Origin of the sequence: Methylobacterium oryzae (genome assembly GCF_021398735.1) — a bacterium.
Classification (GTDB): domain Bacteria; phylum Pseudomonadota; class Alphaproteobacteria; order Rhizobiales; family Beijerinckiaceae; genus Methylobacterium.
On the sequence record NZ_CP090349.1, the window covers coordinates 644,558 to 664,922 of the forward strand.

A 20,365-nucleotide genomic window follows, 5' to 3' on the forward strand; every position below is an offset into this window, starting at 1 on the left:
GCTCCCTCGGCATCGAGCCTCATCGCACCACAGAAACGTCCGCCGTTTCATCCGTTCAGGAGGAGCGTTCCTGCCCCTCCCGAAACCCACCCAGACCAAGCGCTTCGCCGCTGGACCACGACCAGGAGGAGACTTCGCTCTCCCCTGGACCCCATGACCAAAGGCGTGTGCCGCCCTTGGAACCCTGCACCAGGTTAATCGCACCTGGACGCGACCAGGAGCCTTCGAGCCCCTGGACCCTGATCCTGCCGGAAGCCCAACCCTCGCGCCGGATTGGATGCGCAAATTGAAGGGCCAAAGCCCATCAAAATGCGAACCCAGAAGTTCAATCTTCGTGTTTCCACTGCAAGCAGCGCTTTTCGGCGGTTTGTAATACGCTGGCTTCCAAATCTGACCTTTAAGCGCGGATAGCACCAGCTCGAACCTGTGGAGTAATGCGAGTGCGGACTTCATTGTAGACGTCGATTCCAGCTCCAACCCCGACCTCAAAACTTACTACGAGCGCGTAAGGGACTGATTCCGTAAGATCTCCGGCCGACGACCTACAGGAAACTCTCAGTAATAGATCTCCGTCATCAATATAGATGGCCGCCTTGTCACCCGTTCTGCGCTCATGAAAAACACTTCCCCGGACGATAGTTTTGTCCGTCGGCTGGCAGGCATCACGATCCGAAACTATCCAATATTTTTCTTCACTCCCCGAGCTGATGTCTAAAGAGGCCTGTCGATAGCCTTGATGACGGGAGTTGATAGGCGAAAACCATGCTAGTGTTGTTGTAAGTGCTCGGAACTCGGGAGCACCGTTAAGTTGAGCCGGTAACGGAACGCGATAGAGAAGAGCTCCGTTCGCATCAATAGACCCGGTCCCAAGCAGCGTAGCTCTGTTCTCTGCGCAATCGATGACACGCATTACATCTGGAAAACCGTAGCCAAATAGTCGTGCAATATCGTCACGTCGGCTTATATGCTGTCCTGTACCACGAGGGCCGAAAAAATTTTCAAGCATCTCTCCCTTTGGACCCCAGGACGAGCCATGCACTAATAAGGCTTTAAGAGCGAGCGCCTGATAATCTGGCGATAAGTCGTTGTGATTTGAGGCTTCTCCGAGCCCCAACAAGCTATCGTAAATCTGGTGGCCAGCTCTTGTTGCTAATGCGGTCGCTACGCTCGTGCCCCATGCGAAATCCTCATGTCGCGTTCCGCCTGCAGCATTCGGGGACGCGACTTTCAGCCCAAAAAGTCGCGCAGGTGAGCGCACAGGCTGGATTGTAACGCCTCCACCAGAAGCAACAATTCTGACTGGGGTTCGACCGCCTTCAAACAATAAATCAGGCTTAATCGCCTTGCGGAAACCTAATCCGTTCGCGGAGGCGATATTGGGAAGTTGGTTGCTTGTAAAGGGATCGATTAGATTTGCAGGCAAGTTCCCGCCGTACGAATGACTCGAGTGCGATGCGCCTATCGTCAGCGAATTAATTGACTCCGCTGGCGAAAATAAAGTCCTCTGGCTTTTAAGGCGGTTAAGGGCGGATAGAACTGCCTTCTCTCGGTCCTCAGGATCCGCCTGCTCGAAATCGCTAGCAGTCTGAAACTCTGGTACATCTATGCGATCAAGGATATTGCCGGCGCTTATCAGAAACAGCACACGATAGCGAAAGGATAAAAAATCGATAAGCCTCCCCAAAGGACTCATGACACGCGCGAAGGGTCGCCAGGGGTCCCCTAGTGAGAGGTTGATTAGTACCACCGCGGGTGCGGTAGGTGCTTCATCGCCATCACCAATCTTCATTCGCCTAACAGCTCGATGAATTACGTCTACTAGCAGGCGGTCGGCTGGCGTTCGTTCCGAGTCCCAGGCATCGGGCCGCATAACGGGATGCACGAACAGAAGCCTTTGTAACGGTTCTTCGTCCCGGGCGAGATCGCCGTGGACTATCAGGGATGCCATCTCAGTACCATGAGCGCGGCGGCTTACAGGATAAACGTCGTCTAAGTCTTCTGGATCATCAACTGTGATGCGCCCTCGCAGCCTCGTGTGATTTTGTATCGGCAACCCATCTAGCAGCGCAGCTATCGGCTGCGCCAAGGGCGGAGTTTCCACAATACCAACGTCAGGCGCATCCTCGCCTGCCGGTTCTTCTTTCCGAGATTTGGCTGCGGATTGTGGGCGGAGAAACATGACTTCGTCGTTGCGAGCAAGCGTGACCGCAGGATTATTGATAAGGTCTTCGGCTCGGGCAGCTGGAATGTCGACCAAGAGTGCATCATAACGAATTTCTGACACCGTAGCGTTGTGTACAATCGTCCCACCGATAGCCGCGAGTTCAGCCTCAAGCTTTGTCCTGGCTGCATCGCGCTTGTTGCGGTCCTCATGATACCAAAGCTCAATTTCAAATCGCACAGGTTGATTGGGATTGTCGCGAAGAGTTTCACGCCAATACTCGATAGTTTCAGGCGGAACACGGTCTTGCGGGCCCCAGGGGCGAACATCAATCAACAGCGAGAATAGCTCTCTCCACTCAGATCGGCCATCGGGCATCCGTTGGCCTGAGCGAAAGCGATTCCAGAGCCCTAGAAGTTCTCGTAACGATCGAGCGTCGGGCATTGCCAAATAAATTCGGCCCGCTAGCACCTTTTCAGGGCGGTCACGATCATGGAAATCGTCAGAAGGGTCGATTTCCTCTTCGTAATCGCCTAGATACTCCAAACCCAATGCCTGAGCTTGAGTGTAGAAATCCGATAGCTGTCCAGCTACTTCAAATACAATTGCCCGCTCTGGAGCGATAACTGTCGGATCGTTCCTCAGCGCCAAAAGCTGCTGCGGACTATCCGCGACCTCTAGCAGTCGTTGAAATCTCGGTGCTAGACGATTGCCTTGTTGTTGACGGGAGGGTTTGGCTAAATTTCCACCGCCTCGTGGACCAGGCCTTGGAACAAATTGGACAGGATCTGGTAGCTTAAGTAGAGGACGTTCCGGCATCTTCTTCCCATTTATCTATCTCGGGTGCACGTACCCGCTGTGTCCATATCTTCAGTTGTTTCTTCGCAATCGCACTCGTCGAGAATTTGCCATCCGACAAAACTTGTCTGCGGGCAACATCTAGAAAGAACTGCTCAGCTTCACTGAAACTTATCCGGCCTAGAGCCCTCGAGATTTGATCTGAGCTAATACCAAGGTGAATGTTGGATTGATAGCTTAAGTGTGTGAGATAGGATGCTACTTGTTTTTGTGTCGGCTGTGGCAAGGGTATTCTAACCTGAAACCGCCGCCACACCGCTCTATCCAACAACTCCGAGTGATTGGTTGCCGCGATTACAACAACATAGCTGGGCAAATCGTCCATCTGCATAAGTAGCGATGTGACGACGCGTTTGATTTCGCCAGTTTCATGAATGTCGCCACGTTCCTTGCCAACTGCATCGAACTCATCAAAAAAGAGCACGCATGGTGTCGTTTTGGCATAATCGAAGACGCGCCGCATCCTGCTAGCTGTCTCTCCAAGAAAGCTACCAATAATGGCTTCATAACGAACAACGAAAAATGGTACTGCAAGACTCTCCGCGACGGCTTCGGCGAGCGACGTTTTACCGTTGCCGGGAGGTCCAACGAAAAGCGCGCTATGACGCGGCTCAAGCGAATGGGAGCGGAGAATGCTCGCTCTTTGCTGCTCTTCGATAAGCTGTCTGATGGCCTCAGCAGAAGTGTCAGGAATTATCAAGTCGTCAAGCCTACGACGGGGGACAATTTCCGTTATAAAGTCACGAGCGCGTCCCACCTGTTCGCTAGGTGCATGCGATATTTTTGAGGCATGCTGTGGGGAATTAGAGCCGTACACTGAGCGATATGCCTTCTCGATACGGTCTGCTACTACGTTATGTTGCTTGGCTCGTTCTTCAGCAACTATAGCCTCGACGGTCTTTTTGAGAGTATTTACGTCTCCGCTGGCGCCAGACCTAACGAGATTTATCAGCAAGTCACTGCGCGCCATGATTTCCTCCGCCACCTCGGCGGCGACCTCTGCGATCTGCAAGCTCCGACTCATCTACTTCGACGCCAATTGCTTGCAGGCCGCGAAGCACCATGCTTCGAATGCTCTCTCCTCGATCGATGCTCATGTGAGCAACTTGTCTACGCACCGCTTCCGGCACCATCACCTGGATCGGGACTTCTTTATTGTGTAACGCTGCCGCACTCTTCGTAAGCCTATTGGGGCTTGCTGGCCCGGATGCCAATTTGTTTTGCATTCTACCGATTCCAAAGCAACATCATGTGTTCCTGTTTTCATGATTTTAGCCTATGGCGCCTTGAGGTGCAAGCCGTTGGCTCAGGCTCTGCGGGTGATTGGATATCTTCTAGTTATGTAGGAAAGTCTTGGCCGATTCGATCGGACGAGTATTTGCCGGATTGGCGGATGTCGCGAAGATGTCCATCGAGTTCTCTTCGCATCCAAAACGGCGGAGTAATTACAATAAAAAACCCGTGATCTCTGGCGTCTAGCAAGGATGTTTCGTCGTTGGTAGCTCGTCTTACATCTTCGACTTGAAGCAGGGGGCGCGCCTGTTCCACGAGGTTGTCGCCAGAGCCGTTAACCTGGTTCGAATTCACGTTGAAGCCGCGCACCATCACCGATGTTTTGCCGGAGCGATGCTCTATTTCCTTCAGCGTGTCGCTGTCCGGTAGGCCGCGATAAAGCGTATGGGCGACAGCTTTCTTCCAGATGCGCGCGGTCTCGCGTCCATAGCGGGTCGCGATCTGCGCTGCTGCATTCTGAAACACGCCGAGGAAGTTGATGCCACCCTGGCGATAGAGGGTCAGGATCTCATAGAAGTTCGAGACGTATAGCTGCCCCCATTCCTCGCCGACGACGAGCGCCCGCAAGGGGCCTTGCGCATCGGCGAAGCGCTCGATCACGGCGGCCGTCATAGCGCCGACGAAGTTGCGGCTGGTCTCGGATCGGGCCGAGCCGATGATGAAGAGAGCGGTTCTCTCCCGCTTCATATTGGCGGGATCGAACGTGTTCCGGCTCGTAAGGATGCGGGCCGCCATTCCTGGCTGGAAGCCTTGCAACCGCTCGATGATGAGCGAGGCGTAGGCATTCCATTGGTCGGGCGAGGACGTCAGTCCGGCTACCAAGCGGCACATACCGGCTTCGTCCTGCATCCGCCGGTCTGACGCCCAGAGCAGCAGGTCGTCGGCGATCTCGTCGCGCGGCCGTCCCCAAAAATCCCACAGGCCGCCGGGCGAGCATGACCAGCGCTCGGACGGGTAGAGGGCTGTGATCTTGTTGTAGAGCGTGAAGAAGCTGCGGACGCCCTGGCTCACCCAGCGGTTCTTCGAGTCCGGGTCCTGCGGCACGAGAAAGCTCGCAGCGTCGTAAGCCGCTTCGCCGACTATGCCGCGAAGGGCAGGGTTGGCCGCTGTCCTCAGGAGACGCGTGTTGATGTTGTAGCTTTCCGATGGGTAGCCGTGGTGATTGCCCGCGTTGATGAACAAGACGCGGTAGCCCTGGCGCTTGAGCGTCACCCACGACACCCAGGCCAGTTCGCCATCCTTCGTGTCGGTGATGATTTTGGTGAGATGGTCGGTTCTGGGTGAGACAAGGTTTACGCCCAGAAAGCGGGTGAGCTTGCCTTTTCCGGCTTGGGCATCAATCGCGACCGGCTCGGTGCCATCATAGACGAGTGGATATCCGTCGATGAATCCAAGTTCGATGCCTCGGCGGATATTCCGGTAGGTGCGAAGGGCCGGGACGGTCATAGCAACCCTGACCGCCTGAGCGCTTCCATGTCGTTCAGCTTCCCATTTCCAAGTTGCCCACTCGGGTTTGCATCCAGCATCTGGCGAAAGCGAGCGGCCGCAGCGGCTTCCGCCCGTGCTCTCGCGATGCGCGCTTCGGCGGCATCTTCCCAGGCAAGTCGCTGGGCTGCCTGGGATTCGAGGCTGAAAAGAAATTGATGGATGGCGATGAGTTGCTGGAAGCTCATTTGCGCAGCTCCTCCTCATCGTCCCAGGTGGCGAAGCGGAACGGAGGAGCGGCAGGCTTCACCGGAGCAATTTGGTATTCGGTATCTGCCGCAGCCTGCGCAGAGGTGATGTCTGATCCCTTGAGGAGCTGCAGCTGGGATGTGTCGTCGTTATCGTCTCTCTCATCAAAAGCCAGGCTAAGTGAGCCCACCGTGTAGCTTCCGAAAATCAGGAAAGGCCACACATCATCACTGATCGGGATTCGAAGGATGATAGTGGCAAAAAGAATAAATGAAGGGATGAGGACCATACCAAGAATGCCGCGCCCTACAAATTCGCGCGCCTCTTCAGGCGTCAGAATATGGCCGAACAATCTGAGCGGTTTGTTCCAGGCGAAAAGACAAAGAACTGTAAGACAGAGCGATGCAAATAGAGCAAATGTAAGAATAAAAGCTGCGATGACATAGATGGCTGCTCCAATAAGTGCCAGGGTGAAAGCGAACTCATTGCTTTTGCCGTTTTGCATGGACACTCTCCATTAGCCTCTAGCACCCCAGGGCCAGCCCGATAGACATCTCGCGCTTGCGGGCTGGTCCAGGATCAAGACCGCGCGAGAATTTAAAGAAGCGCCCAAGCTCACGCCGCAATTCCAGCAGCTCTTCGGCTTGGCGCTTGCGCAGGGATTTGAATTCGACCTGAAGGCGGGCCCGCTCTTCGCGCTGCCGGTCGATAAGTTGCTGGCGCTCTTGCGCCTGCCGCTCCAGGCTTGCTTTCGCTTCCGCTTCGTTCTGCGAACGGACTTTCTGATATTGGCCGGTGATCCGGTGCCATAGGCCGCGCAGGCCTTTGGGCAGTCGCGCCGCTCTCGCCTTCGTTTCGGCGTCCCAGGTGCGCGTCTGATCCTGGTCGAGCCTGGCGCGCCCATCGCGGTGGCGGTGGGTCATTTCCATCTTGGCGTGGGCAAGCGTAGCAGCAGATTTCTGGAACTTGGTTCGCGACTCCGCGACGTGTCGCTTGATCGCCGGTGTCATGCGCTCGGCCAGCGCCTTGCGGGTGGCCTCGACGGAGGGCAGAGCATCGCCATCACCAAGGCGCGCTTTTACATCCTTGGTTTTGAGGCCGAGGACGCGCGGGAGCGAATGCACTTCGCCGTCATGGTCGATGATGACATGGCCGCGCCGGTCGCCGCGCGCGATGAAGCAGCCATGCTCTTCGAGCGCACGGGAAAAGGCAGGACCGCTATCGGACGCCAGCCAGCAGGACTGCACGACAGCCTTGAGCCAGCGTGGGTCTTGCCCCTGGCGCTTGGCCTGTTGCCATTCGGCCAGGGTGAAGTTGCGCGGATCGCGCATGCCTTCGCGCGCGATACCGCGCGGCATGTCGTCCATCCTCATGAGGTGGGCGGCAAGGTCCTGGCCGCCGCCACGCTGCGAGCCTTTCAAGATCATGGCTGCGCCTCCGGCTTCAGGCCGAGCGCAACCAGCAGCAGGCGGCGAATCTCGTGGAGATCGGCAAGCGCTTGGACGAGGGCGGCTTCAGTTTCTTCCGTCGCGGGAAGCGAGCCGGTGTTTGCCGCATGGGCAAGCTGGTTGAGGTTGCTGAAAACCCGCGAGCGGCCGAGCAGGGCGATGAGCTGGGCCAGCACCTTCCGGTCGGCAATCGAGATGCCGCTCTTGCGGATTCTGGCCGGGACCGGCTCGCTCAGAACTTTCGCGCGGATGTAGGTGCCGAGCGGAGCGCCCGCGGCCTCACAAGCCAGGCGGGCGCGCTCGGCCCCCGAAAGTCGGAAGCTGAAGGGTGCCGGTGCCTTGGCCTTTCTGATTCGGCGGGTTTTAGCGGGAGGCGGGGTTGCCGCTTCGGCTTCGAAGGTGCTGCCTAGGGACATGGCGGCACCTGCAAGTCATGGGACTTGCGGTGCTCCAGGAAGGCGTTCCACTGAGCCAGCGTGTCGAACAATTCGTTCGAAACGTCGCCGGGCGGGCGCGCCATTCAAATCAAGTGCTTAGCGGATGCCCGGGCAATGCCCTTTCCCGCTGACGACTGTCGGACGACCAACCCACGCAGTCTCTGAACTCGCGACGAGAGCGTGTTTGGTCCCGGCCTTGGTGGAGCGGGTCGAGCCTGAAGTGCTCTGATTCTGCGGCCCAGGCTTTGCTGACAGCCTCGCAGCTCGACCGACAGCACGGTCGAATGCCGCTCCTTCGGCCCAGTACGCTGATCGAGGACGGACGTGCGCGTCTTCCACTTCGCCACGGATTTCAGGTCGATGCCGTAGCGCTCGGCCAGCGTTCGATCTGGCGCAGCCTCAGCACCACCTGCTCCCCGCTCGTCTTCTGACCTCGCCGCATGTCCGACGCCTTCGGCCCCAACTGACCCTCTCAATCAGCCCGGTCCAAAGCCAGCCGGTCAGGTCAGATTCGGAGCGACGCGCTTGGTGTGCCGTCCGCGATGAGAACAGGTCGCGGGCGCGAGCCTCGCCGCCCTCACGGATTCGTCGGCGCGGCGTCCGAGGCTACGCGTACACGCGAAAGTAATCGACGCGCATATGGGTGAGCTTCTGCGCTTCGGTCAGTTGAGGGGCCGGGACATCCGTCCGCAACGCCAATGTGAGGAGCGGCCAGAAGACGTCGCCGGCTTGTTCCATCTCCGACGCGCGGGTGAGTGTCCAGATATTGAGCTGGTTCGTCTTAGGATTGATAATTGGCTTGCGCTCAAAATAAGGAATGCATTGACCGTCCTGGATCAGCACGCCGTACCGGCAGTACTGTTCGGTCATGTCGACGGGCGTGGGAACGCCGGTGCCTTCGTTGTGCTCACCGGGCTGCCCCCATTCGTGCAAGTACGCGCCGTAGAGCTTCGGCTCGAAACCCTTGTGCTCGACGATATCAACCTCTATGCTCCGTTTGGCATTGGTGATGCCATCCCGGTTGAGAAGCCAGAAGGCCGGCCACGTGAGCGGATGCCGCGGAAATCTCATCCGCGCTTCGAGATAGCCTTGGCGCCAGCCGACCGATACGACACCGCTGCGGCTGCCGGTCTGCAAATTTCCGGAAATCCACTGATAGTCGGATGTGTTGTTTCCATAGTAATTCACGACGCTCATCTTGCGTCCGATGTATTTCGCGGAAATCTGGAGGGCCGTGCCGCCCGTGGCCTCCGCATCCGCGACGATCTCGTAGGGTTTGAAGCCTTCCGCCCCGGCAAGGGGAGCGAAGGCGGAACGGCCGTAGAAACCGGACGGCCCTGTCGTGGCCTTCGGTCCGCCATTCCAGATCCGTCCGTTGATCTCCGCGAAGGGCTCATCGAAGACGAGCGTGCGGCCCTGCGTCGGATCCACGGAGGCGTCGATCGCCGCGCTCGAGCCGCTGGTCGGCAGCAGGGACGCGGCCGCGCAGATCGGTAGATCCCGGAAGCACGATTTCAGCAGATCGCGGCGTACCCAGCGAGGTTTCGTCATGGCTCAAGCTCCGAGTTCCGGCGTGGCAAGTGAGAGAGAACTTCGCGGCACGAACCTTCCTTTCGCGGCGACGCCATGAGCTGGGACGTGCCGGTGCCCGGCGGCGCGCCGCTGTGGTGAGGCTGACGGCTTTCAGGACCGGTTTCGCTCCCGTGTTTCCGCTCGCAGGATGTCCAGCGCCATGGCGCGGGCCCTGGCCATTCCGTAGCGGTGTCGATACCCGGCCTGCCGCAGACGATCGTTGGGGAACCGCATCCTCCAGAGAGGATTGCGCAAGGGCAGCGTCCGGTTGCGCAGGAAATCGTGGAGCCAGTCGACGAGGGCCGGCATCGGGATGACCCGGAAGCGGGGATCGCGGCTTATCGTGAACGCCCGCCGCATGAAGTCGCCGATCCGCGCATCGCGCGCCTCTTGATCGGAGAGATTGAAGACCTGGACCTCGCCCGCCGGCCAAGCCCCGGTCAGGGACCGCGTCATCGTCCAGATCGCCGCGTCCGTGACGTCCCGGACGTAGACGTGATGGGAGGGCCGATGCGCTGCGAAGAGGCGCTTCGAGAGGCTCCAGTCGCGCAAGCCGATGAGATTATGGAGATCGACGACCACCGTCGGGCGCAGGATCACGTAGGGAAGGGTCGAGGCGATCCGCCTGATGGCCTCTTCGCCGGCGAGCTTCGTTCGACCGTAGGCGCGAACGTAGTCCAGGGCCCAGTATTCGGATTTGACGTCGACGCTGCTGGTGAGAACCGGCGCCGTCTCCGTCACGGTGCGCGCGCGGCCGCTGCCATACACGGAGACGGTGCTCATGTAGCAGAAGGCCCGGACGCCGTCCCGCTCGGCGGCTTCGGCCAGTCGCCGCGTCGCCTCGACATTGATGGCCTGCATCCGGTCCTGCTTCCCGAGCTCGGCGGCGAGATGCATGACGGCCGCGCAGCCGTGGACGAGGCCGGCGTAATCCTGATCCGCCGTGAAGTCGAAGGTCCGCCACTCGACCCGACCCGTGCGCGGCTGCGCCTCGGTCAGGGGCTGGGACGTGACGGCCCTGACCGCGTAGCCGCGTTCCTGCAGGTCCTCCACCAGGATGCGGCCGATCCGCCCCGTCGCCCCCGTCACGAGGACGCGGAGATCGCCCGGGACGGGCGGAGACGTTCGGAGGTCGGAGACCACGGTGTCGCGCTGCTCCCGGACCTTCAGCAGGTCGGCGAGGCGGATCGCCAGAGCGACGATCATCTGCGTGGGATTGCAGTGGCCTCCTGTCGGGAACACCGAACTTCCCGTGACGAACAGGCCGTCGATCCCGTGAACCTGGCCGCGCGCATCGACGACGCCCCTGGCGGCATCGTCGGACATGCGGGTGGTGCCGGTCGGGTGGGCGACATCGACGAAGCTGAGCGGGATCGGCGCCTCTTCGCGCACCCAGTCTGCCAGCTCGGGCACGGGCAGGCCCAGGCGGGCGAACTCGGAGGCGACGAGCCGCGCCGTCTCGCGCATCGTGCGGCCTTCATCTTCGTGACTGCGCCAGTCGATCAGGGGCAGCCGGCTGCCCAGGTGATCCCGCTGATCGGAGAGCATGACCCGGCTCTCGGGATCCGGCCGCTGCTCGACCATGCATTCGAGGCTCAGCTCGGAGAGCTTCCGCGGAAAGCCGTTGCGCGCGATGAAATGGTCCCAGCAGCCGCGCAGGAGCAGCGGCAGGTTCGACGTCAGCGTCAGGATGTCCTTCGCCCGCGGCTTGCCGACCAGGATCCTCCGGATCGCGTCGCCCGGGTCGTCGGGGGCGAGCGTCTCCCCGAGCCAGACCGCGCTGTTCAGGAGCTGGCGGCTTCGCTGGACGTCCGGGCTCAGGCGGAGCCCGCCCCGGAACAGCCGATCCTCGATGGTGTAGCGGCCGAACCGCCGCTGCAGCGCGCGCGATCGGTGAGGGTCGAAATGCGCGACCGGCCCGCGCAGGTGATCCATCAGGTAGCGACCCACGCGGTCGAACCTGTTGCCGAGGCCGCCCGGGACCTGATGATCGGAGGCGAGGAGGAGCCGCGCATTCTCGATCCCGCCGGCACACAGGACGACATGGCGGGCCGGCAGCTTGACGATCGCGCCGTCGGGCGCCGCGACTTGGACGCCCTGTACCCTGTCGCCCGTCCCGTTCACGTCGATCGCGACGACGGTCGCGCCGCTGATCAACGTGACGTTCGGGCCCAACTTCTCGTCCAGTTTCCGCCCGAAGCGCGTGTACTCGAACGGATAGGATTCCGCGTCGTCGCGGCTGAACTGCCAGAAGAAGGGCAGGAGCATCCGAGGATCCGGCTCGGACCAGCCCGGCTGCGAACCGAACAGGTCCCAGAAGCGCGCGTCGCTGAAATGGTTGCCGTAGGCGAGCCCGAGATACTTGGCCGTCCGCTCGAGATAAGGATCGAGTGCGTCGCGCTGGAACGGCCACCCACTCTCCGGGACCCAGGCACGCTGCTCGAAGTCGATCGTGTCGAAAGGGGCGCACCGGCCGCCCCACGTGTGCGAGCTACCACCCACGATCCGGTTCCGGACGGCCCACTGGGTCGCGCGCGGCCGGCCGACATTCACGATGGCGTCCAGCGCGTCCGCGCTCTCCATCCGGTCGAGGCCGCCGCTCTCCAGCAGCACGACCCTCAGGCCGCCGCCGGACAGCTCGCGCGCCAAGGTGCTCCCGGCCGGGCCCGTCCCGACAATGCAGACATCGCAAGCCGCATCCAGAAGACCCTCGATTTCACGTGCGGCACGCAGTTGGATCACGGTGGGCGGCTCCCGGGCTCATTCCATCGAGACTACCGTCGCGCACTTATTGCTGAAGCGCGGACGTGGACGATCGACGCGTTGAGGAGGCATGAATATGTTCAGTGTCCACTTGCCATGACGCCGGATCGTCAGTGATTCTTCGGGCACGACGCGGATATGGACCAGCGATAGATCCGTCGACGAGCGGGCGCGACGGTTGCGCGCGGTCGTGAGGACGGCGATCCATGACGCTCCGCGGCGCGGTCCGGACGTTGTCGGCCGGTGGTGCGGCTCTCCCGTGCGACGCGCGCCTATCGCCCCGTACCGGCCGGCCGGCGCATCGCGGCTGCGAACCCTGACGCGCTCGGCGGGCCGCCGCGTCGATGCTGCTTCCGCGGCGCGCGCGACGACTTAGAGCCGTGCCCGATCGCGTTGCAATCGGGCACGGCTCTAAACCTTTGTCTTGACGCGCTCTCTCACGCCGAACCGGTATCCACTTCGGCGGAGAGCGCTCTAGGGTCGAGGTGGAGGATGGGCCGGGCCGCTGCGCGACCGGGGGCTGGCCGAGGTTCAGCATGCCGATTGCCGGATCGCGTCGGCGTGAATGTGCACGATCCTCTCGGCACTGTACTGGTCGATGTGAAGCTTCCTGAATTCCGAAAACGATCTCTCCAGGATTATATTGTCGCAGTAATACTCCATGGATTCTATGAGCGCCTCCTCGTCGTCGGGTGGGATCAGGCGCCCGAGACGTCGGTCGACCAGGATGTCGCTGGGGCCGAATTCGCAATCGGTGGATATGACGGGCAGTCCGCACCGGAGGGCTTCGCAGATCGCCAGCGACCAGCCCTCCCATCGAGACGTCGCGACGAAGACATCACTCGCGAAGAGCGCCCGTTGCGGGTTGTCCGGGTAGTGGACGAGCCGAACGACCTCGGACAGGCCGAGCGCCTGAATCTGGTCCGCCAGCGCCGCTTTGTCGGATCCGTGGCCGACCAAGTTGAGCCGCACGTTCCTGCGCCGCTCGTACAATCGCGCGAACGCGCGCACCAGAAGGTCCTGACCCTTCTGGAAGGCGTAGCGTCCGACATTCACGAAGGTGATGACGGCGGGGTCGGGCCGGATGTCGGCGTCCGACGCTTCGAAGTGCCTGACCGGGTTGGGAACCCAGTACATTGGCCGTCTGCAGTTGAAATCGGCCTCGAACGCCCGGAGCTGCCGCGGCGACGTGCCGAAAACGGAAGCGATCCGCGGGAGGATGTAATGCTTCAGGAGGAAGAACTTGACCTTCGATTTCAGGCTGGCTGATTCGCGCCGCGGGTTGCCGTGCAGGTGCATCGTGATCCGCTGCGGGATGCCCAACCGGGCGAGCCAGAAGATGACGGTCGGCTCGATCTGCGGAACGATGATCAGATCGTAGCGGCCTCCTTTGCTGACATCCCTGAAGATCCGCAGGAGGTGCAGGCGCGATGTGACCGGCCGGAAGACGCTTCTGTAAGGCCGCGGTTCCGCCGGGTAGTTCGCGTGCTGCGTGACTCGCAGCACGTCGACGGCGAACTCGGTGCCGCACTTCTGCGCGAGTTCCCCGCCGATCGTGTCGACCACTCGCTCGATGCCGGCGAAGACGGAAGACCCCGGCTGTAGATAGAGGATCTGGACCTTCTCACGATCTCCGGCCGCCATCCCAACCAACTCCTTCCGTTCGAAGCTCCGGCGATCCGGGCGCGGGCCCGTCGACGATGCCGGAGTCCGACTCACGCGCGATTGAGGACGGCGCCGATCACGTTCGCGCCGGCACCGATCAGGCCGTTCACCGCGTCCGACAGTTCGTCGACGGTCGTCCGCCCGGCCTCGGCGACGATCACCACGACATCCGCTCGACGGGCCGCGACCCGGGACTCGGCCGAGACGGAGAGCGGCGGCAGGTCGAGGATGACGTAGCCCCCCCGGCGCATCTGGTCGATGACGCTCTGGAAGATCGAGGAGCTGAGGGAGATGCCGGTGCCGACCGCCGTGTACGGCGACCGCGACGGCAGGACCGAGACGCCCCCGAAATCCACGAACTTGGCGAGGGCCAGATGGCTCGGATTGATGATCATGTCGGCGAGACTCGCGCCGACCCCGGCCTTGGAGTCCGGGGTCAGGAAGAAGGTTCCGGCGCCGTGGATATTCGTGTCGATCAGCCGGGCGGTCCGGCCACCTTCCTGCAGCAGGCGCGCCAAGCTCAGGCCGATCAGGGTCGTGCCGGTGCGCGGGGTGCAGCCGACCAGGGCGATGACACAGTCGGAATCGTGGCCGCGCGCGGAGAGGGCCAGCTGGATCGACGTCCGAAGGTCGCGGACGCCCGTGGAGAATTTGACGTTGAGGAACCACGGCGCGTTGACGTTGCGCAGATCCACGGTCTCGCGGCGCCCCTCGGCCGTCTTGCGCAGGACCTCGGGCATCACGGCGAGGCAGGGGATGCCGGCCCTCTGGACGAGATCCTGCGGCGTCCGGATCCGGCGGTCGAAGGCCTGCAGCAGCGCCACGGCCAGGAAGCCGCCGACGAGGCCGATCATCGCGCCGAGGCCGAGGATCAGGGTCTTCCGCGGGGCCGAGGGTTTGAGGGGCTGCAGCGCCGCGCCGATCACCCGCGCGTCGGCATCGGGCGTCGGCGCGTCCGGCAGCGTGCCCTCGGTGACGGCCGCCGCGGCGGACCGCGCCTGGGAGGCGAGGGCATTGACGCGACCCTGGAGGAACTCGGCACCGTTCTTGGCCGCATCGGCCTTGGCAGCGATGGATTGCAGGAGATAGGCCGAGACGGCCGCGTTCGCGACGCGCCGCGCCAGGTTCGGGTCTCTGGACGTGTACGAGACCTCGACAACGTACGACTGTCCGACCCGCCTGACGGTAAATCGCTCGGCGAAGTTCTCGAACTTCCTCTGCTGCAGGATGGCTGCCGTCGACGGTGGGGCGGTCCGCAGCCCCGACAATTCGGACGCGCCCGGGCCCGGCTCCTTCGGGCTCTCGGCTTCCGGAGGACCGAATTCCGGATTGTTCGCCAGCTGGAGACTGTTGAACACGTTCGCCAGCAGCCGTTCCGAGCGGAGGACCTGGAGCTCACTCTCGGCCCGGCCCACATCGAGGCTCGGCATCAGGGCGCCATCGGAGGAGCCCGAGCCCACCGGGCGCCGCGGCTCGAGCAGCAGCACAGCGGTCGCCGTGTAGAAGGGGGTCGCGGTCACCGTGTAGAGCGCCGCGCAGCCGATGCAGAATACCACCCAGACGGCCACCGCCAGTTTGTGCCGGCGGGCCGCCTTGAGGGCCGCCGAGATGACGGCCAGCGGGCCGTCCTGCACGCCGATGGAGGTCGTCTCCGGAGAATGGGAGACCGATTGGGACTGGTCCGGCGGGATCCGGTTGGTGTTGTGGATGTTCATCTCACACTTTCCGTCGGATCTTCAGGGCCCGCTCGGGCTCCAGCCGTCCCAGGAGCACGTCCGCGGCGCCGCGCAGATTGCCGCGCAGCCGGCCGCGCCGGTCGATGAACGGCTCGGGGGCCGCGAAGCGCGTCACGTTGCTGAGAACGTTGCGGGTAATCTGGCCGAAGACTTGAGACAGGGTCATCGTGCCCTTGCGCAGCATGTATAGCGGGTTGACAATCTGCGAATAGCCGAGCCGATCGCCGGAGATGCGACCGCCTTTCACGCCCATATGGACGCCGCGGGCCTCCATGCATTTGACGAGCCGGCCGCCTCGGGCCGCCAGGGCCGCGCCGAAATCGCGGTCCTCGAGCCAGCCGTACAGGACGAGCCGCTCGTCGAAGCGCAGCGTGCCGATGGCCGAGCGACGGAACGCCATGTTGCAGCCGTACGGGCTGAAGGCCTCGACGGGCGCCGCCGGCTCGACCGGAGCCAGCGCGGCGAGCATCCGGTCGACCTCGGTGAAGCGCAGTCCGGGCCCCTTGATGCCGTCCGCGACGACGTCGCCCGTCAGGCCGACGATGTCCGGCTCGTCTTCGAAGCGCTGCGCGGCTGCCGCGAGCCAGCCGGCCTCGGGGACGAAGTCATCGTCGAAGAAGACCACGATATCGATCGCCTCCGGCAGCGCGGCGAGGGCGGCATTTCTCTGAGTGGCGAGGCCGGGACGCCCCGTGACCACCGTCACGCCGGGCCACGCGGCCGCCTCGCCGGCATCGTCCGGGGTGACGCAGGAGATCAGGATGGCGGCGGGCTTCAGGGTCTGCCGATCCAGGATCCGCCGCAGCGTGCCGGTCACCACCTCGGGACGGCCCAGCGTCGCGATGGCGACGGCGATGCTGGGCGGAGATGGCGGTGCCGCGGATCGCGCGGCAGGGCGCGCGGCGGGGCGCGCGGTCGGCCGCACCTTCGGCGCCCGCATGAGATCGAGGTAGCCCTGCGCCGAAGCCTCCCACGAGAAGAGGGCGGCCTGATCGCGACCGCGGCCGATCAGGTCCGATCGCAGGTCCGGGCTCGCGGCCAGGGCGCGGATCTGGTCGAGCCAGCGTTCCGGCCGGTCCGGCGGAGCGAGCAGGGCCGCCGACCCGCAGATCTCCGGCAAACTCGCGCGGTCGGTCGAGACGACGGGGCAGCCGCGTGCCATCGCCTCCAGCGCCGGAAGCCCGAATCCCTCCGTGAGGGAGGGGAAGGCCAGGCACAGGGCGCGCTCCATCAGGTAGGCGAGGTCGTGGTCGGTGACGAAGCCGAGGTGGCGGACATTCTCGCCGCGCCGCAGGTCCTCGGCGGCGTAGATGGTCGCCTGGCCGCCCGCCACCACGAGGTCGAGCCCGAGTTCGCCCAAGGCGGGCGCCAGTTTGAGCAGCAGATCGAGGTTCTTGTGGCGGGCGCGGGACCCGAGGGCCAGCACGAAGGGGCGCTCCAGGCCGTCGGCGTCCCGGTCCAGGGCCGCCGGCGCCCGGACGGCCTGTCGCGGATCCCAGGCGTGCACGTGCTCGTGCCCGTTCGGGAGCACGACGATGTCGGAGGCTCTCACCGAGAGATGGTTGGCGATCTGTCCGGCCGAGAAGCTCGAGACGGTGGCGATCCGCGCGGCACGGCGCGCCAGAAGCGGCTGGAGCGTCCTGTAGAAGGTCCGGAACGACGCGCTGTAGCTCTCCGGCGCGTTGAACACGTTCGCGTCGTGGATGCAGACGACCTGATCGGCCTTCAGCGCGGGGGCGGTGTTGCAGAGGTTGAGCAATCGGCCGGACCAGGCGCGCGGCAGGACGAATTGCTCCCAGGCATGCCCACCCGCCGGTCCGACGGTGCGGAGCGGCGTGCCTGCGAGACGGGGATCCTCCGCATCCGGCACGGACAGCAAGGGGGCGCTCTCGCCACGAGCGGTCAGGGCCGCGCTCAGCGCCCGGGTGACGTTCATCGCGTAGCGCTGAACCCCGGTCATCGGCTGGGTGAGGAACCGACCGTTGATTCCGAACGATCCGACTGCCGTCATGCTGTCGCTCTACTCCTGTCGGAGCCCCGATTCGCGGATCGAATACGAGAACAAGAGTGTTCCACCTTTCGCGTGAGCGGCGCGGTCGGACCCGCGATCCCAGGAACCGGGATCGCGCATGACCCCGCGCGTGCGCAGAATTCGCGTACGTAATAGAGGCAAAAATCCGGGACGCTAATTATTTTATAGGCAGCATTCTGATTCTCGACAGGAAAATCCAAGTTCAGTAGCCGAGGCCCGAACGCTGCATTCGACGACACGGAGAGACCTCAGTTCGCGCCAGAGGCCTGCCGGCGCCACAGGGGCGGCTCCGCGCGCGCCTCGGGCGCGGGCTCGCGGCGGCGGACGAGACGGGACGTGGCCTCCCTTCGAAGGGCGCGACCGGCGTAGACGGCCTCGATCATGGGAAGCAGGAACCGGCCGGCCCGCGGGAAGAAGCGGAGAAGCGCGCCCTCGCGCCAGAGACTGTCGCGGATCTGCTGCGCGGGTCGGGCCGGCCGCGGTGTGGCGTACTGCGCGCTCAGCTCGACGCGTCCGAAATCGCGGGATCTGCCGCCGAGACTCAAGGTCGAGACGGTCCGGTCATCCGGCCAGATGATTGCCTTCTTCAGGGCCGCCCAACCCCGCGCCGCGTCGTCCGGGATCGCCGCGACGCTCTCGGAGCGAAGATCGTCGATGTGGGCCAGAACGCCGGTGAAGAGGTCCGGCCGCGTCGATGCGATCCGCGCCTCCCAGCCGTCGTCCTGAAGATTGGCCCGCGGCGGCGATCCCGGGACGGCCTGGGCGAAGGTGCGGACGCTCGGCAGGTCCGGTTCCAGGCAGGCCTCGATCAGGTGCCAGAAGCGCAGCACCGACGTGCGCGCGTCCCAGGGCTTGTACCAGTCGCTCTCGACACTCAGGCCGAACGTGCGGCGGAAATGCGGTGTGGCGAGGCGCTTGTAGTTGCAGCGGGCGAGCTGGAGCCCTGACCACGTCCGCTCCGGCAGGCCCTCCTGAAGCATGCGGACCGTGCTGCCGTAGAGCCCGGTATCGACCAGCACGCAGTGGCGCGCCGGGCCGGCGCAGGCCTCGAGATGCGTGCGGAAGCGGGCATCCTGTTGGGCGACCGCGGCGTGAAGGCGGGCCACGCCGGGCTGGTTGCCGGACAGCAGCGCGGTGAAAGCCCCCTCCTCGAAGGGCTCATCCCAGGACGCCGGAAGGGCCAGATCGTCGCGTTGCGCCAGCGCCGCCGCGATCTCCGCCATCGACCGGCCGCTGAACTCCCGACCGAGTTCGGAGAGCATGCCGGGGCTCGGCGGATCGAAGGCGGTGCGGGCGGCCACGAGGCGCGAGACCATCAGGGCCGCGCGCGGGAGGTTCTGTGGCAAGCCGGTTCGCTGGAGGAAGCGCTCGTAGACGAGTTGCAGGCGCAGGCCACCCCGGGCGCAGAACAGGAGGACGGTCCTGTCCGGCGCGAGGAAGCGTTCCGCGAGCCAGAGGCGCAGGCAGAACTCGGCGAGGATCGGGCCCAGCACGCGCTGGCCGAACGCGACCGCGTCGTCGCCCGCGGGGCCGCGTGCGGCGTCGGTCGCGCTCACGGCCCGATCCTCCTGGCCCCGCTGCGGGCGGCACCGATCCAGTGCCGGTGCATCACGCGAGCGCGGACGGCATCGAGGCGGCGACGCAGCACCACGTGGCGCGGCCGGAGCAGTTGTGCCGTCCTCAGGCCCGCGGCGGCGGCCATCGTCACGTCCGCCAGCGTGTCGTCGCCGAGGTGGAGGATCTCGGCCGGGGGCACTTTCTCGCTCCGGAGAACGACATCGAAGAGCGCCCGTGTCCGCTTGGTCGCGTCGTGGTCGGCACTGGTGTAGATGCGCGCGATGGGATGGTCGGGAGCCAGCGCGTTCAGCAGATGCGCGATCGTCTCGCCGCGGTGGTACGTATCGCTCACCGCGATGATCCTGCCTCCGGCCCGCGCCCGGCCCCTCAGCCACGTCATCAGCCGGGTGTTCGCGCGCAACTGAGCGCGTTCGACCGTGATCTCGGCCCGATACAGAATATCCGCGGCCCGATCATCGAGGCCGAGGACGCGCGTCATGGCCGCGAGCATGTCGGAGAAGCGCACGTCGCCCGAGGGATTGGCCAAGTCGAGCGCCCGGTAGGCCGCTCGCTGCACCTCCAGGCGCGCGGCGTAGATCGCGCCCGGACGGCGCGCCACGCCGTGCTCCGCCGCGAGCAGCTGCGACGCGACGGCCGCGATCTCGTGGAAGCGGCAGCGCTCGGACCGGTGATCGCGCAGGAGCAGCGTGTCGAAGACGTCGCAGGATACGATACGGGCTGCCGTCTCGGGTAGGTGCATGATGGCTAGATCTCTCCCGATCGATGGCGATCGAACCTGATGCCTGCCCGCCGGGCCGCGTCCGGCGGATCCCTTCTGCAATGACGGTGCCGTGACGGCACCACGCTGCGCGCGATGTCCATCCTCCAACGAGTATAGCAACAATCTGTCCCGTCCGACATCAATGAAGGCGTGCTGCTACGGCCATAAGAATTGACGAGGCGACCGCGCACCCCCCGAAAAGGCGGGTTGATCGGCCCGACCGAGGGGGAATTTCCGGGAAAGGGGGCCTTAGTGGAGCTTGGGGGCGCCCAACAAGACCGCCGTTCGGAGTAGGTCCGGGGGATCAAAGGTACGACCGCCCGCGCTGGGAGGGCGGCCGGCGCCGTCGGCCGCGACGGATCGACCGACAGGCTCGACTTGCCTGGAT

General features: G+C 63.6%; 14 protein-coding genes. All 14 read right to left on the reverse strand.

The annotated features are described in order from the left end of the window. Positions 1-397: 397 nt before the first annotated feature. Complete coding sequence (locus LXM90_RS03090) at positions 398-2,812, reverse strand: S8 family peptidase (RefSeq protein WP_234081715.1); 2,415 nt, start codon at positions 2,810-2,812, stop codon at positions 398-400. A 145-nt stretch (positions 2,813-2,957) separates the two neighbouring features. Continuing rightward, the gene (locus LXM90_RS03095; RefSeq protein WP_234081717.1) at positions 2,958-4,031 is read right to left on the reverse strand and encodes an AAA family ATPase; all 1,074 of its coding nucleotides are present in this window, start codon (positions 4,029-4,031) and stop codon (positions 2,958-2,960) included. 326 nt (positions 4,032-4,357) lie between these two features. Further along, complete coding sequence (locus LXM90_RS03100) at positions 4,358-5,758, reverse strand: type IV secretory system conjugative DNA transfer family protein (protein WP_234081720.1); 1,401 nt, start codon at positions 5,756-5,758, stop codon at positions 4,358-4,360. After that, entirely contained in the window at positions 5,755-5,985 is a 231-nt protein-coding gene (locus LXM90_RS03105) for a hypothetical protein (protein WP_234081723.1), read from the reverse strand. Before LXM90_RS03105 ends, LXM90_RS03100 begins: the two co-directional genes overlap by 4 nt. Beyond that, positions 5,982-6,491, reverse strand: coding sequence for a hypothetical protein (locus LXM90_RS03110; protein WP_234081725.1), 510 nt, complete (start codon positions 6,489-6,491; stop codon positions 5,982-5,984). Before LXM90_RS03110 ends, LXM90_RS03105 begins: the two co-directional genes overlap by 4 nt. A 19-nt stretch (positions 6,492-6,510) precedes the next feature. After that, on the reverse strand, positions 6,511-7,413 hold the full coding sequence (locus LXM90_RS03115) for a relaxase (protein ID WP_234081727.1): 903 nt from the start codon (positions 7,411-7,413) through the stop codon (positions 6,511-6,513). Further along, positions 7,410-7,850 (reverse strand): hypothetical protein, encoded by a 441-nt coding sequence (locus LXM90_RS03120; RefSeq protein WP_234081730.1) that lies wholly within the window; start codon positions 7,848-7,850, stop codon positions 7,410-7,412. Before LXM90_RS03120 ends, LXM90_RS03115 begins: the two co-directional genes overlap by 4 nt. Before the next feature lie 627 nt (positions 7,851-8,477). Then, entirely contained in the window at positions 8,478-9,422 is a 945-nt protein-coding gene (locus LXM90_RS03130) for a glycoside hydrolase family 16 protein (protein ID WP_020091249.1), read from the reverse strand. A gap of 132 nt (positions 9,423-9,554) precedes the next feature. Continuing rightward, positions 9,555-12,185, reverse strand: coding sequence for an FAD-dependent oxidoreductase (locus LXM90_RS03135; protein WP_205833889.1), 2,631 nt, complete (start codon positions 12,183-12,185; stop codon positions 9,555-9,557). A 552-nt stretch (positions 12,186-12,737) separates the two neighbouring features. Further along, entirely contained in the window at positions 12,738-13,850 is a 1,113-nt protein-coding gene (locus tag LXM90_RS03140; protein WP_020091247.1) for a glycosyltransferase, read from the reverse strand. A gap of 71 nt (positions 13,851-13,921) precedes the next feature. Next, entirely contained in the window at positions 13,922-15,586 is a 1,665-nt protein-coding gene (locus tag LXM90_RS03145) for a Wzz/FepE/Etk N-terminal domain-containing protein (protein WP_020091246.1), read from the reverse strand. A gap of 1 nt (position 15,587) precedes the next feature. Next, positions 15,588-17,618, reverse strand: a complete 2,031-nt coding sequence (locus LXM90_RS03150) for a glycosyltransferase (protein ID WP_205833888.1) — start codon at positions 17,616-17,618, stop codon at positions 15,588-15,590. A gap of 269 nt (positions 17,619-17,887) precedes the next feature. Then, the gene (locus tag LXM90_RS03155; RefSeq protein WP_026604637.1) at positions 17,888-19,195 is read right to left on the reverse strand and encodes a glycosyl transferase; all 1,308 of its coding nucleotides are present in this window, start codon (positions 19,193-19,195) and stop codon (positions 17,888-17,890) included. Next, positions 19,192-19,956 (reverse strand): hydrolase, encoded by a 765-nt coding sequence (locus LXM90_RS03160; protein WP_026604636.1) that lies wholly within the window; start codon positions 19,954-19,956, stop codon positions 19,192-19,194. Before LXM90_RS03160 ends, LXM90_RS03155 begins: the two co-directional genes overlap by 4 nt. Positions 19,957-20,365 lie beyond the last annotated feature (409 nt).

Bases quoted from the DNA above. Each gene is read 5' to 3' on its own strand.
- LXM90_RS03100 (WP_234081720.1), bottom strand. From the start codon at position 5,758: ATGACCGTCCCGGCCCTTCGCACCTACCGGAATATCCGCCGAGGCATC.
- LXM90_RS03105 (WP_234081723.1), bottom strand. From the start codon at position 5,985: ATGAGCTTCCAGCAACTCATCGCCATCCATCAATTTCTTTTCAGCCTC.
- LXM90_RS03110 (WP_234081725.1), bottom strand. From the start codon at position 6,491: ATGCAAAACGGCAAAAGCAATGAGTTCGCTTTCACCCTGGCACTTATT.
- LXM90_RS03115 (WP_234081727.1), bottom strand. From the start codon at position 7,413: ATGATCTTGAAAGGCTCGCAGCGTGGCGGCGGCCAGGACCTTGCCGCC.
- LXM90_RS03120 (WP_234081730.1), bottom strand. From the start codon at position 7,850: ATGTCCCTAGGCAGCACCTTCGAAGCCGAAGCGGCAACCCCGCCTCCC.
- LXM90_RS03130 (WP_020091249.1), bottom strand. From the start codon at position 9,422: ATGACGAAACCTCGCTGGGTACGCCGCGATCTGCTGAAATCGTGCTTC.
- LXM90_RS03140 (WP_020091247.1), bottom strand. From the start codon at position 13,850: ATGGCGGCCGGAGATCGTGAGAAGGTCCAGATCCTCTATCTACAGCCG.
- LXM90_RS03145 (WP_020091246.1), bottom strand. From the start codon at position 15,586: ATGAACATCCACAACACCAACCGGATCCCGCCGGACCAGTCCCAATCG.
- LXM90_RS03150 (WP_205833888.1), bottom strand. From the start codon at position 17,618: ATGACGGCAGTCGGATCGTTCGGAATCAACGGTCGGTTCCTCACCCAG.
- LXM90_RS03160 (WP_026604636.1), bottom strand. From the start codon at position 19,956: ATGCACCTACCCGAGACGGCAGCCCGTATCGTATCCTGCGACGTCTTC.